At 31.0% G+C, this 13452-nt stretch carries 9 protein-coding genes; 3 read left to right on the forward strand and 6 right to left on the reverse strand.

The genetic code is table 11. The features are described from left to right. Positions 1-6 precede the first annotated feature (6 nt). Positions 7-363: a hypothetical protein gene (locus tag BUB36_RS11670; protein WP_073150272.1), complete on the reverse strand. Its 357-nt coding sequence runs from the start codon at positions 361-363 to the stop codon at positions 7-9. Between the two features lie 256 nt (positions 364-619). Here BUB36_RS11670 and BUB36_RS11675 point away from each other — a divergent pair, with 256 nt between their 5' ends. Next, positions 620-1519: a DUF4846 domain-containing protein gene (locus tag BUB36_RS11675; protein ID WP_073150275.1), complete on the forward strand. Its 900-nt coding sequence runs from the start codon at positions 620-622 to the stop codon at positions 1517-1519. Positions 1520-1721: 202 nt separating this feature from the next. Here BUB36_RS11675 and BUB36_RS11680 read toward each other — a convergent pair whose 3' ends face one another. The 4 genes from BUB36_RS11680 to BUB36_RS11695 form a co-directional block, all read right to left on the reverse strand. Continuing rightward, positions 1722-2378 (reverse strand): 3-oxoacid CoA-transferase subunit B, encoded by a 657-nt coding sequence (locus BUB36_RS11680; RefSeq protein WP_073150277.1) that lies wholly within the window; start codon positions 2376-2378, stop codon positions 1722-1724. Then, positions 2378-3031: an acetate CoA-transferase subunit alpha gene (atoD, locus tag BUB36_RS11685; protein WP_073150280.1), complete on the reverse strand. Its 654-nt coding sequence runs from the start codon at positions 3029-3031 to the stop codon at positions 2378-2380. The genes BUB36_RS11680 and atoD overlap by 1 nt, the downstream gene beginning before the upstream one ends. A 16-nt stretch (positions 3032-3047) precedes the next feature. After that, positions 3048-4226, reverse strand: a complete 1179-nt coding sequence (locus tag BUB36_RS11690; protein WP_073150283.1) for an acetyl-CoA C-acetyltransferase — start codon at positions 4224-4226, stop codon at positions 3048-3050. Between the two features lie 131 nt (positions 4227-4357). Next, the gene (locus tag BUB36_RS11695; protein WP_073150285.1) at positions 4358-5701 is read right to left on the reverse strand and encodes a short-chain fatty acid transporter; all 1344 of its coding nucleotides are present in this window, start codon (positions 5699-5701) and stop codon (positions 4358-4360) included. 310 nt (positions 5702-6011) lie between these two features. Here BUB36_RS11695 and BUB36_RS11700 point away from each other — a divergent pair, with 310 nt between their 5' ends. Beyond that, positions 6012-7721, forward strand: coding sequence for a sigma-54 interaction domain-containing protein (locus tag BUB36_RS11700; RefSeq protein ID WP_073150288.1), 1710 nt, complete (start codon positions 6012-6014; stop codon positions 7719-7721). Positions 7722-7782: 61 nt separating this feature from the next. Next, positions 7783-12195 carry a tetratricopeptide repeat protein gene (locus tag BUB36_RS11705; RefSeq protein ID WP_073150291.1) on the forward strand — a complete coding sequence of 1471 codons (4413 nt, stop codon included), beginning with the start codon at positions 7783-7785 and terminating at the stop codon, positions 12193-12195. Positions 12196-12260: 65 nt separating this feature from the next. On the opposite strand, the gene BUB36_RS11710 is transcribed toward BUB36_RS11705, so the two are convergent. After that, on the reverse strand, positions 12261-13145 hold the full coding sequence (locus BUB36_RS11710; protein WP_084111993.1) for an ABC transporter permease: 885 nt from the start codon (positions 13143-13145) through the stop codon (positions 12261-12263). Positions 13146-13452: the final 307 nt, after the last annotated feature.

The following is a 13452-nucleotide window of genomic DNA, read 5'->3' on the forward strand; positions in this document are numbered from 1 at the left end:
TCACTTTTATTTAGTCATTATGTCTAGATATACTTTATTGTCTTTTTCATAGGCGATGACTGTAGCAATATGATTATCTTTTTTTACTTCTATTAAATTGGGCTTACTATCTGTTACTATAGACCATCCATCCTGGGTAAGAGTTTCTTCATATTCGGCAAGTGCATTTTCAAAGTCTATGTTGTCCATGGTATAAACAATTTTAGTCAGTTCATTCTCTTTTTCACCTTTATCGACAGATTGGAAAGTCATATTTTTATGAACTGGTAGATAGGTAGCTTCTTCGCTATAATTATAACTCCGTCCACAGGAAATAGATATTAAACCGACTAAGCATAGTAGTACAATTACAACTTTTTTCAAAAATATCACCTCGAAAATAGTATGTACATTATTTAAATTTTTATAAATTCTTTTAATAAGGCTGTATAAATTAGTCTTAAGTAAACGATAATAAATAATTAATTAGGCATGATTCCTAGGCTTAATAGGAGTCATACCTTTTATTTGTAGCACTGCTTATTAAAGTATGTATGATATAATCATTATGAAATAGATAAAGAACTTCAAGGTTTAATAAATTTATAAGAAAAAATAAATTGTTTAGAAGGTGAAAAAGATGAAAAAGTTAATATGTCTTATTCTAATCTTAAGTATTCTTACAGGCTGTGGTATAAATGAACAACCTAAAAATTCAAATATAGATGTTAAAGATGACCTTAAGCAAAGTATTACAGTTCAAGAAAAAGTAACACCAAGGGCATCTATAATCAATGAAGATGCTATGGTTTTAATTGAAAGATTCCAGGTTCCTGAAGGCTATGAAAGAATTGAAGTAGGGGATGGCTCCTTTGCTCAATATTTGAGGAATTTGACATTGAAGCCTCATGGCTCAAAGGTATTATATTATGATGGTAGTATTAAGAAAAATTATGAAGTTTATGAAGCTGTGGTAGATATGGATATCGGCAAAAAGAATCTACAGCAATGTGCTGATGCTATTATGAGGCTTAGAGGGGAATATCTATATAGTAGAGGTGAATATGATAAAATTCATTTTAATCTTACAAATGGATTCAGGGTGGATTATAGCAAATGGATTGAGGGATATAGAGTAGGTATCAATGGAAACAATGCCAGCTATATAAAGGAAAAACAAAAATCTAATACTTACAAGGATTTTCTAAACTATATGGAACTAATATTTATGTATGCAGGAACTTTATCGCTATCTCAGGAGCTTGAGACTGTGGAACTAATGGACATGGAAATCGGTGATGTTTTTATCCAGGGTGGAAGTCCTGGACATGCTGTTATAGTAGTTGATATGGCTAAGAGCAACAATTCTGATAAGAAGCTTTTTATGCTGGCCCAAAGCTATATGCCAGCTCAAGATATACAAATACTATCTAATCTAAGTCATGATGCAATAAGCCCATGGTATCACTTAGATGATGCCGATACTATAAGTACACCTGAATGGTCATTTACGAAAAATGACTTAAAGAGGTTTAAATAAGCGTAAATTAAACCATTATACTAGTTTTTATCACGGGGCTTTAATATTTTCTTTTCATTATATAAATATAATTTGATGGGTTTATAATTTCCTATGTGTTATAAAAATTACTCAAATAAAATAGTAAAACCTTTAAAATAAAACCCTAATAAGAGCTTTATAAAGCTCTTATTAGGGTTTTAAAAAAGTAAGTATTCTAAAATTATTCTATATCCATAATTTTAAGATTATGGGCAATGATTAACTCTGCATCCGTTTTACTTATAACTTCCTCAACGGTTACGTTAGGAGCTATTTCTTCTAAAACCAATCCTTTATCGGTAATAGTCATATATGCCAATTCAGTAACAATTACGTCAACAACATTTGCCCCTGTTAAGGGATAAATACATTCTTTTAATATTTTGGGGGCACCTTTTTTTGTACAATGCTCCGTGCCTATGATAACTTTTTTTGCTCCAGTGACTAAATCCATTGCTCCCCCCATACCAGGTATAATCTTGTTAGGAACCATCCAGTTAGCAAGATTACCTTTTCCGTCAACCTGAAGAGCACCAAGGACAGTGATATCAACATGGCCACCTCTAATTATTGAGAATGACATTGAACTATCAAAAAAGCATCCGCCATTAAGCATAGTTACAGGTTGAGCACCAGCATTAGTCAAGTCTTTATCTTCTTTTCCTTCTTCTGGAGCAGGTCCCAATCCTAGAAAACCATTTTCAGATTGAAATGTAACATTAATATTTTCAGGAACATAATTAGCTACCATAGTTGGCAGACCAATACCTAAGTTTACTATATCTCCATCTTTTAATTCTTTAGCTATTCTTCTTGCAATAAATTCTTTACTATTCATTATTTTCCCCCCCCTACTATATAATCAACAAGTTCACCAGGAGTCATTACTAAATGGGGGTCAATTTCCCCAATTTCTACTATTTTTTCTGCTTCAACAATTACTGTATCTGAGCTCATTGCCATTAATGGATTGAAATTTCTTGTTGTCTTATTATAAAAAACGTTACCTTTTTTATCAACGATTGATCCTCCTAATATAGCTACGTCAGCCCTTAGAGGAAGCTCTAGCAAATAGTCCTTTCCATCAATAGTTATCTTTTGTTTTCCTTCTTCAACAATAGTACCTATACCTGTGGGAGTTAAGAAGCCACCTAAACCTGCTCCACCAGCTCGTATTTGTTCTGCCAGTGTGCCTTGAGGGACTAAAACAACTTCTAATTCACCTGCAGACATCTGTCTTCCTGTTTCTTTATTTGTACCTATATGAGATGTAATTACTTTCTTGACTTGTCTATTAACAACTAGCTTACCTACACCAATTTCAGGAAAAGCAGTGTCATTTGCAATTATAGTTAGATCCTTAATATTACTCTTAAAAATAGTATCTATTAGATTATGTGGACTGCCTACTCCTAAGAAACCTCCCACCATAATAGTCATACCATCTTTTATTTTATCCACAGCTTTTTCATATGAAATAATTTTGCTCAAAAGTCACACCTCCGATTTATTTTTCAACAAGAATAGAAGTACCCATGCCTCCACCAATACAAAGAGTTGCTAAACCTTTTTGTGATTTACGTTTATCCATTTCATATAATAAGGTTACTAGGATTCTTGCACCAGAACACCCTATTGGATGGCCTAAAGCAATAGCTCCACCGTTTACGTTGACTTTTTCTGGATTTAAGCCTAAATCCCTTATTACTGCTATTGATTGAGCAGCAAAAGCTTCGTTTGCCTCAATTAAATCTAAATCGTCTACTGTCCACCCTGTTTTTTCTAAAGCCCTTTTAGTTGCTGGCACAGGACCGTATCCCATGATACTAGGGTCTACACCTGCTGAAGCATAGCCTTTTATTACTGCCATTGGTTTAATACCTAATTCTTCTGCTTTTTCCTTTGACATAACAACAAGCATGGCTGCTCCATCATTTATACCTGAAGCATTACCTGCTGTTACAGTACCATCTTTCTTAAAGGCTGGTTTTAATTTTGCAACTTTTTCAATAGTTGTGCCATGTCTAGGATGCTCGTCTGTATCTACAATAATAGGAGAACCTTTTCTCTGTGGGACCTCAACAGGAACGATTTCATCCTTAAATCTATTAGAATTTTGAGCTGCTTCAGCTTTATTTTGACTTGATACAGCAAATTTATCTTGCTCTTCCCTTGTAATATCCCATTTTTGAGCTATATTTTCTGCTGTAATTCCCATATGATAGTTATTGAAAATATCTGTTAGACCATCATGAACCATATAATCTACAACTTTTCCATCTCCCATTCTATGTCCCCATCTAGCTTTAGGTAATAGATATGGTGCACTACTCATATTTTCGGTTCCACCACATAAAATGATGTCTGCATCACCAAGCTTGATAAATTGTGTAGCCATGCTTACTGCCCTTAAACCAGAGCCACAAACTTTATTAATTGTTAAGGCAGGAACTTCTTTGGGAATTCCTGTATTGATGCTGATTTGCCTTGCTACATTTTGCCCTAAACCTGCTCCTAGAACATTACCAACGATTATTTCGTCTATCATTTCAGGTTTAATATTAGCTCTCTTTAAGGACTCTTTGGAAGCTGTTACACCTAAATCAACTGCAGATACCTTGGATAAAGCACCATTAAAAGTTCCAATAGGAGTTCTAACGGCTGATGCAATAACAACATCTCTCATTCAAAACCCTCCATTTCAATTTAATAAATTAACTCTTTGTGCTAGCAAATATTAAAGTTTTATTAATAGAAGCTGGCACAATGGAATAAATAATATAAAGCGATGATTGCAGAAAAATTAATTAAAATACTTTATAATATTAACATCATAGTACAAATTATTACTCCACTATAAAGTAGATTAACAACACAGTAACCCATTATATCTCTTGCACCTAATCCAGCAATACCTAATGCAGGTAACGCCCAGAATGGTTGAATCATGTTAGTCCAAGCGTCACCCCATGCGATTGCCATTGCCGTTTTAGCAGCAGGGACACCAATTTCAGCACCTGCAGGCATCATAATAGGGGCCTGTACCGCCCATTGTCCTCCTCCAGAAGGAACAAAGAAATTTACTATACCAGCGCTTAAAAATGTAAATAGAGGAAAGGTAGTTTCATTTGAGATGCTTACAAATGCATTTGATATGGCACCTGCTAATGAAACGCCATCAATATTTTTGCCAACCATCATACCCATAATACCGGCATAGAATGGAAATTGAAGAACAATACCTGCAGAACCTTTTACTGCTTCTTTAACTGCATTGATATAATTTTTAGGAGTTTTGTGCAAAGCAATACCAACGAATAAGAAGATGAAGTTAACGATATTTAGATTTAAAGAGAATCCTTTTTGAATAAAATAATGTATTATATAAACAAATCCCATAACGCTCAATAATAAAGTAATGATAAAGCTGTTTTCCATTTTATCTGCTGGAGTAGATAATTCAATAGTTGCTGCTTCCTCTTCTTGTAATAAGGAAGGATCAATTGTAATAGTTTCTTCTTTCCCAGGATGCATTGCCCTGTTGATAAAAGGCATAGTTACAAGAATGATTATTAGAATTACTATATTTAATGGTGAAAAAATAGTATTGGCAGTACCGATTGCTTCGGTTATAGCTTGATTAGTTGCTGTAGCTAAATCTGGTCCACCAGTAGCCAGTTTTAAAGGAATTGATCCAGAAAGTCCAGCATGCCAAACAAGGAAGCCAGAATATGCAGATGCGATTAATAACCTATAATCAACACCCTTAACTTTTTTTGCTACTTCTTTAGCTAATAGTGCCCCAATAACTAGACCAAAACCCCAGTTAACCCAGCATGCAATAATTGATATAAAAGATACTATCAAAATAGCTGCTCCAGGACTTTTTGGTATATTTGCAATACTTTCAAGACCTTTCTTAAATATAGGAGCTTTAGCCATAGCAAAGCCTGTAACTAAAATAAGAACCATTTGCATAGAAAAAGATAGTAATTTCCAAAATCCAGTGTACCAATGAATTATCATATCCATTGGACTTTGTCCTGTGGAAAAGATACCTAAAATAAATACTATAAAGGTTAATATAACAGCAAATAAGAATGGGTCAGGTAAGAATTTTTGTACAACGGCAACACAACCATTTGTAAATTTTTTAAACATAGAATAAATCCTCCTCCTTATACAAAATCTGCAATCATCACTTCTTGGATAAACTAATACCATTATATAGTTTCAAAGCAATATATATGCCAACGTTATTTAAATTAAGTTATTTATCCATGATACAAGCGGTTTCATATAAATCGTATATTATTTAACAATTTCTTATGATAAATAGAAAAGAGTTATATGCATATGTGCATATATTTGTATAGATATTATTATGCAAAATTGCATATATTTCTTGCGCAAAGATATGAAATATGAGAAAATCAATATATATCCTATATTTTATTTAGGAGGAAACTATATGGACAATACGTTGATACAACCTAATTTTGAAAATGTGTATCTTGGATTTGTTATAACAGATACCCATTACAATATAATAGAATATAATCAAGTAGTTGCCCATTTTACAAATATGACTGAAGATAATTTTAAAAATAAAAAATTAACATTTTATTTTCCAGATGTCGACAAAAATGTTTTTAGTAAGTTTAAAATAATAGAGGGAACTAAAAGTACATATTGTGTTAAAGGAAATAAAATAAAGATAAGGGAAAAGACATACTATATTTTTTTCTTTGCTGATTTTTCTATAGAAAATGAATTAATTGATCAAATTAAATACTTAAATGAACAGATATATTTAAATAATGAAATGTTTAACAAATTGCAAGATGGAATATATATAACCGATGAGAAGGGAAAGACCTTGTATGTGAATGATTCATTTTTAAATTTATCAGGTCTTTCAAGGGAAGCTTTAGTTGGCAAAACAGTTTTTGAATTGAGAAAAAACAATATATTGCCTAATTCATGTTGTGCAAAAATTATAAAGAATAATTCTAAGGTTTCAACAATTAACAATTATTATGAGGGTCAAAAATGCCTTGTAAGTGGATCGCCTATTTACGACTCTAATAATAATCTTAAAAGAACAATTGCAGTTGTAAGGGACGTATCGGAATTAGATTTATTGATGAAGGAAATAGCAAAGGATGAAACATTGTCATTAAGTTATGCGGAGAAAATAAATACTACTATCAAATCTGATTTAGATGATCAAATTATTTCGGAAAATAAACATATGAAATCGATATATAAAAGAGCTAAAAAATTAGCAAATGTTGATAGTACTGTTTTAATTTTAGGTGAAACTGGTGTAGGAAAAGATTTTCTTGCATCATATATTCACAAGAATAGTGATAGAAATAAAAGAGGAAATTTGATTAAAATAAATTGTGGAGCTATACCTGAACACCTTTTGGAGTCTGAGTTGTTTGGGTATGAGGAAGGTGCTTTTACTGGAACTCAAAAAGGAGGCAAGAAAGGGCTTTTCGAAGAAGCTAATAATGGGACTTTATTTCTAGATGAAATAGGAGATATGCCTTATACACTACAGGTTAAGCTTTTGGATGTAATAAATGACAAAAATTTCTACAGATTGGGAGGAACAAAGCGTATTGATTTTAATGCCAGAATTATAGCTGCTACAAATGCTGACCTAGAAAAATTAATTGAAGAAAAAAAATTCAGGGCTGACTTATATTATAGGTTAAATGTAATAAATATTTATATACCTCCTTTAAGAGAACGCAAAGAGGATATTTTGCCATTGGCAAGAACATTTTTAGAATATTATAATAATAAATTTAAGAAATCCTGCTTTTTCTCTCCAGACCTTATAGGTTTATTTCTAGTTTATTCTTGGCCAGGTAATATTAGGGAAATGGAAAATTTAATAGAAAGACTTGTTTTAATCTCTGATGGAGCATGTATAGATTCCAATGCTTTTCAAGAACAAGTATCAAATAGAAACAAATCAGACTTATTGGAATATAAAAGAGGCATGTCAACGAATAGAAAATTATCACTTAAAGAGCAAATAGATATGTTTGAAAAATCAATAATTCAAAGAACATTATCAAAATCTCGCACACTTAAGGAGGCTGCTGAAAAACTGGATATTGACATATCTACCTTGGTAAGAAAAAAGAAGAAATACAATATATAAGAGTCAATGAAATTATTACTGTTGACTCTTAAGCTATAAATAAGGAGGACAAAATAATTAGATGATGCAAAGAATAAAGACAGAACTTGATAAAATCAGACAAGATATACCATTTATATATGAATTATATCCCGATGATACTAGAGAAGGGCTTAAGGATTATTTGGAGGAATGTAGCAAAAATAGATCAATTATTATAGAGTATGATGCAAAAGAAAATAAATCCTTCTTAGGTTATTGGATTAATGATGTATACAAGCATTATGATCAAGAAGCTCCAGATGAAATAAAGGATATCATAAAAATTGGAGTAAATATAACTAAGGTAGGGATTTTTACTACCAGCTTACTATTAGGTAATGGGGCACCAATAATACTTTCCTTTTTGGGAGGGGGTATAACAATTGGTGAAAAAATTGCAGAAAAAAAGATCAAGAATAATAGTGAAAATAGAAAAGAAGAAATTGCAGCTAATGCATTAAAGTTATTTACAAAGCAAAGAAAAAACCTTTTAAGACCAGAGTTATTAGTATTAGGAGGAATACGACTTCTTTACGAATTATCAAAAATTACAAGAATGGTATTTCATATAAAGAATCCTGAGTATTTATCGACATTAGACATACAATTTTTACGCCAATATTATAATCTATTTAAGGATAAAAGCTCTAGAATACGATTTAGCAAGGAAGTAGAGGATTATGCAGATAAGCATACAAAAGAGGCTAAGACCCATGTTTTGACTATTTTTGATTGGAAAGATGAAGACCCTAGGGAATGGAATGATTTTGTAGAAAAAGAAAACTTGCAAAACTGTATGAAATTTAGGTGGTTCCTTAGACGATACAAAATGGTTGATGACTTACATGGTGATATACTCAATCAAGTCGTTAGTGAAGATGTTTTTGTTGGTAGAGTAAAGATATTAGACGAGTTAAAAAATGATTTAAGACAAGCTTTATGTGAAAAAACTATAAAAATCAGGAGGATTCAAGGAAATAGCGGAATGGGTAAAACAACCCTTGCAAAGAAATTTATAAATGAAATATTATCAAATAACTGGGTGATGCCTGTTACAATATTACAAAGTTCTTATAGCGGAGAAAATATAAAAATACGAGGAGGATTAACGGAAATTAGATCGGCTTTGAATAACTTAAAATTAAAAACCGATATATCCTTTAAAAAAGAAATAAAGAAAAAGCTGATTGAAGCATATAAAACTAATGCAAACTTCTGGGAATATGCAAAGGATAAATTCAGTTTAGGATGTGATGCAGAAAGTATAATCACACCAGTAGTTGAAATGGCAGGAGGTAATTTAGGTTTAGTAGGACAAATCATTGGAACAGCAGGTGGTATAAATGATATTGCTCAAACCCTTCAAACTTCTTTAGATAGATTTCTAAGAAAAAGAAAACCGATTGTAAAAGCAGATGAGTCAACCAAAAGCATTAATATTATTATAGATAATTTGTTTAGGGATTTTTGTAATAGTTGTGAAAAAAATAAAATGAGAAATGGATTAGTCTGGATTATTGATGATATGCAATGGATGGACATCGATTCAATAACATATTTTAATCGTATTTTGGAGAGTAAGTTTTTTTCTGAAATACCCATATATATAGTATTTTTAGAGAGACCCTCCGATTTTGTTAGTAGAATAAAAAGTGATAAGGAAAAAGACAAGCTGGTTAAGATGCAAGGATTATTGTCAAAGTATACAGTGAAGTTAGATGGATTTGTGATGGAAGATATTTATTCCATACTAAATCAATGTATCCAAGGTGATGCAGAAAAAGCTGCTTTAATAGCTAAAAATCTATGGAAATGGTTTGTAAATGAAGATAATGATAGAACAATTGAACCTCTATTTTTGGTTGAGAGTATTAACTTACTTGCAGAACAAGAAGATGACTATAAATTGTTAATATTTGATAATGAAGCTGGACAATGGAAATGGGTAAAGGATAATTTAGAACAAATAGATAAAAAAATTAAGAGCATATTGTATAGATGGAACTTACAGTCAAAAAAAGAGTTTAAGGAATATGGCTTCACTCCTAGTGGTGTGGCGGTTATGGAAGAAAGACTTCATAGGCTTCAAAAACATTTCAATAAAGAAAAGGGAGAAATATTGTTAAGTCTTCTTGAAATAGGAGCATTTATTGGAGAACCCTTTATATTACAAGCTGTAAAAATATATCTTCAAAATACTGAAAAATTCAACTTTTACGTAGATGCAGATCTAGAAGATATAGAAAATAGCTATGGAATAATTCTTAAATATAACAACGATATAATCAACGATAGATTACTGGCTTATATATATTCACATTCACTATATAAACAATATATGGTTATACGGTTTTACAAGAATAATGAGGATATTAAACAGATACATTCTAAAGTTTTTGATAGTTTACATAATATTATTAAGAGGAAGGATATATCTAGTAAAATCTTAACACACATATATGAACAGGCTGTTGAACATGCTATTGCATCACAAGAAGCCAAAATATTTAAAAAAGCAATAAATTATGCATTATATCTTGCAATTAATGAGGATAAGAGCCTTCAACCCCGAAAACAATTAAGCTATTTTCAGAAGGCGCTTTTACTCTGTCAAGGCTCACAAGAGGACAGTACTCTTATTCTCAATTTTATAAGAGCCAATTTAGGAAGATTGTATTATGAACTAGGAGAATATAATTTAGGATTAGATTTAGTAAGTCAAGTGATTTCTGAATTAAATGATGATGAATATGACCTTGTAATATTTAAGCAATTAGAGTGTCAATTATTAAGTGGTCTGAGTAAATTTAGGGAAGCTAGTGAAAAAGGCATTGAGTTACTTAAATTAATTGAAAATAAGTATGGGAAAGATTCAGAACAGTATAAAATTACAATGGATAATCAAGCACATATTTTAATGAATCTAAATAAAGCAGAGGAAGCAAGAGAAATTCAAGAAGAATTAGTAAAGTGGAGCGTTAAGGAGCATGGCAATGAAGATAGTGAAACCCTTATTTATAAAGATAATTTAGCTAGTACCTACAGAACCCTTGGATATTGTGAGGAGGCTTTAGACCTTGAACATCAGGTTTATAAGCTGGCAAAAAGTGTATGGGGGGAAAAATCACATCATACATTGACTAATATGGCAAATATCTGTGATACTTACTTACAGATAAGGGAGTATGATAAAGCCCTGGAAATAAGCCAAGAAGCATATAAAATAGCAGTATCAATTTATAGTGAAAGACATCCACTCTCATTAAGAATTATGAGTGGTATGGCAGTTTCATATAGAGGAAAAGGACTTCTGGATGAAGCACTGAGGCTCTCGTTGAAAATTGTAGAAATAAAGGAAGGTTTTTTAGGGCAAGAGCATATTGAAACAATAATAAGTAAAAACAATCTTTCAAGGGTTTATATAGATCTTAAAATGCTTGAAAAAGCAGAGCCAATACAAAAAGAAATTGTAGAAATAATGGAAAATGGATATCCAATTAATATTTATGATAAGATTGTATGTCTTCAAATTATGCAAGAGATTTATAAAGGATTAGAGAAATATGGGGAAGCAAAAAAAATAATGAATAAAATTCTTAGATTATATAAGTATGTTCCTGATACTCATATAGTTAAATTAAGAAGCTCATTTGAAAATGCTTTATTGTATCATAAGCAGAAAGAAATTGATAAAACTATTGAAATACTAGAATATATTATCAATACCATTAATAATAATAATTTATATTTTGAAGCAGAAACTGAATATATTTGTGCTATTAAGTTATTACTAGAAATATTTTTTAAGCAAAAACGTGATAAAAACATTATTGAAATAGCAGAAAAGGTTTTAGTTAATAAGGGAGTTAATTTGGACATGGAGTCTAAGATAGACATATTTTATTATCTCTCTTTTGCATATATGAGAACTAATGACTTTGAAGCTGCAATGGAAATAGTCAATAGATGTATTGACTACTTTAATAGGATAACAGATGCAGATTATAAAAAAATAGCTGAGTGTATTTATCTTAAAGGGCTGATTTATAGAAAAACTAAAGATTATGATGCCGCTTTTAGCTTGTGCAAAAAAGCAGAACAAATATATATTGATAATAATGATAGCAATTCTTATACCAGATATGATATTTTAATTGAAATAAGTATGATTTATATGTTCAAAAATGATTGGTTATATGCAGCACGTAATCAAAGAAAGGCAATAGAGCTAGGAGATACAATATTAAAAAAATCAGATCGTGATAGGATTGTTCAAAGAGAACGTTTAGCAAATTATTATGGGAGACTTGATAATTGGGGTAGGGGAAAGAAAGTTATCAAGGAAGCCATAGAATTGGCAGAGAAATATTATCCTAATGACAGTGAGCTTATTGATTTGCTTACTCAAGAATATGAGTATTTTTGCAATCAATCTGAGGAGGATTTAAAATGATAAAAGAACATGAACCTGTAAAAAAAATGTGGAGTGAATATTTGCACACTATAAGGTAAGCTATATTAATCCAGTCTCTTTTTAAATCTTATAGATGCAATTATTAATAAGATTATTCCAAAAATCAACAATATATATATATCTTTCCATAGATACTTTATACTTATTCCCTTTAAAATAATACCTCTTAAAATATTTATAAAATAGGTAAGAGGTATTATATTTCCTCCATGTTTTATTAAAAAAGGCATGGCTTCCCTTGGAAATACAAATCCAGATAATAATACACTTGGTAATACGAATAATAAGCTCATTTGCATAGCTTGCAATTGATTTTTAGCTATGCTTGATATTAGCATGCCTACTGCTAATGCACATATTACAAAGCCCAAGCCTAATATAATTAGTAAAAGAATATTCCCTTGTATTGCCACGTTAAACCAATAGGTTCCAAAAAATAATGCAATTAAAAAATCTACTGAACCGATTAAAATGTAAGGAATCATTTTACCAATTATTAATTCTACAGATTTTATTGGTGTAACTATTAGCTGTTCAATAGTACCTTTTTCCTTTTCTCTAACAAGGGTAAAGGCTGTTAGCATTACTGTAATATTTTGCATAATAAGTCCGATGAGGGCAGGAATTGTAAATTTAGTACTTTCTAGATTAGGATTAAACCATACTTTGGTTCTCATGTCTACTGAACCTATAGTAGAGGAATTTACTCCTTTTTTTTCTAGGCTTTTTTCTTGTCTTTTTATAGAATACATTTTAGAAATAAGTATTCCGCTTTGCAATGCTGTTCTGGCTATTGTAGGGTCAGAGCCATCAATTATTAATTGGACCTCGCTGTTTTCATTCCTATATAATTTTCTAGCGAAATTTGAAGGTATAATAATTGCTCCCTTAATTTTTCCTTTATTTATAAAGTCTTCTATTTCCTTTATACTCCTGAATTATTCATAGAAAACATCAAAAATGATTGAATCGTAGTATTAACAAGTAGTCCAACAAATTGGACTTTGCACCCATTGGGTGAAATAACAAAAAAATAAAGAAAAGAACCTAATTTTGTGTTAAAGTTAAAGCGTTAAAACAAAAACTATATCACGAAAAGAGGTTCTTTCTATGACAAGTTTACATCAAAATTCACTTAACTTCAACAAAAGTTTTTCATATGATTTCGGTGGAGGTAATCTTTCTTCAGATGCAGGGTTAATAATAGTTCGTTCTTTTCTTGAAAAAATTGGCTTA

Source organism: Paramaledivibacter caminithermalis DSM 15212, assembly GCF_900142245.1.
GTDB classification, from domain to species: domain Bacteria; phylum Bacillota; class Clostridia; order Peptostreptococcales; family Caminicellaceae; genus Paramaledivibacter; species Paramaledivibacter caminithermalis.

Excerpts from the sequence above, each read along its gene's own strand:
- BUB36_RS11700 (WP_073150288.1), top strand. The coding sequence starts at position 6,012 with ATGGACAATACGTTGATACAACCTAATTTTGAAAATGTGTATCTTGGA.
- BUB36_RS11680 (WP_073150277.1), bottom strand. The coding sequence starts at position 2,378 with ATGAATAGTAAAGAATTTATTGCAAGAAGAATAGCTAAAGAATTAAAA.
- BUB36_RS11690 (WP_073150283.1), bottom strand. The coding sequence starts at position 4,226 with ATGAGAGATGTTGTTATTGCATCAGCCGTTAGAACTCCTATTGGAACT.
- BUB36_RS11695 (WP_073150285.1), bottom strand. The coding sequence starts at position 5,701 with ATGTTTAAAAAATTTACAAATGGTTGTGTTGCCGTTGTACAAAAATTC.
- BUB36_RS11705 (WP_073150291.1), top strand. The coding sequence starts at position 7,783 with ATGATGCAAAGAATAAAGACAGAACTTGATAAAATCAGACAAGATATA.
- BUB36_RS11675 (WP_073150275.1), top strand. The coding sequence starts at position 620 with ATGAAAAAGTTAATATGTCTTATTCTAATCTTAAGTATTCTTACAGGC.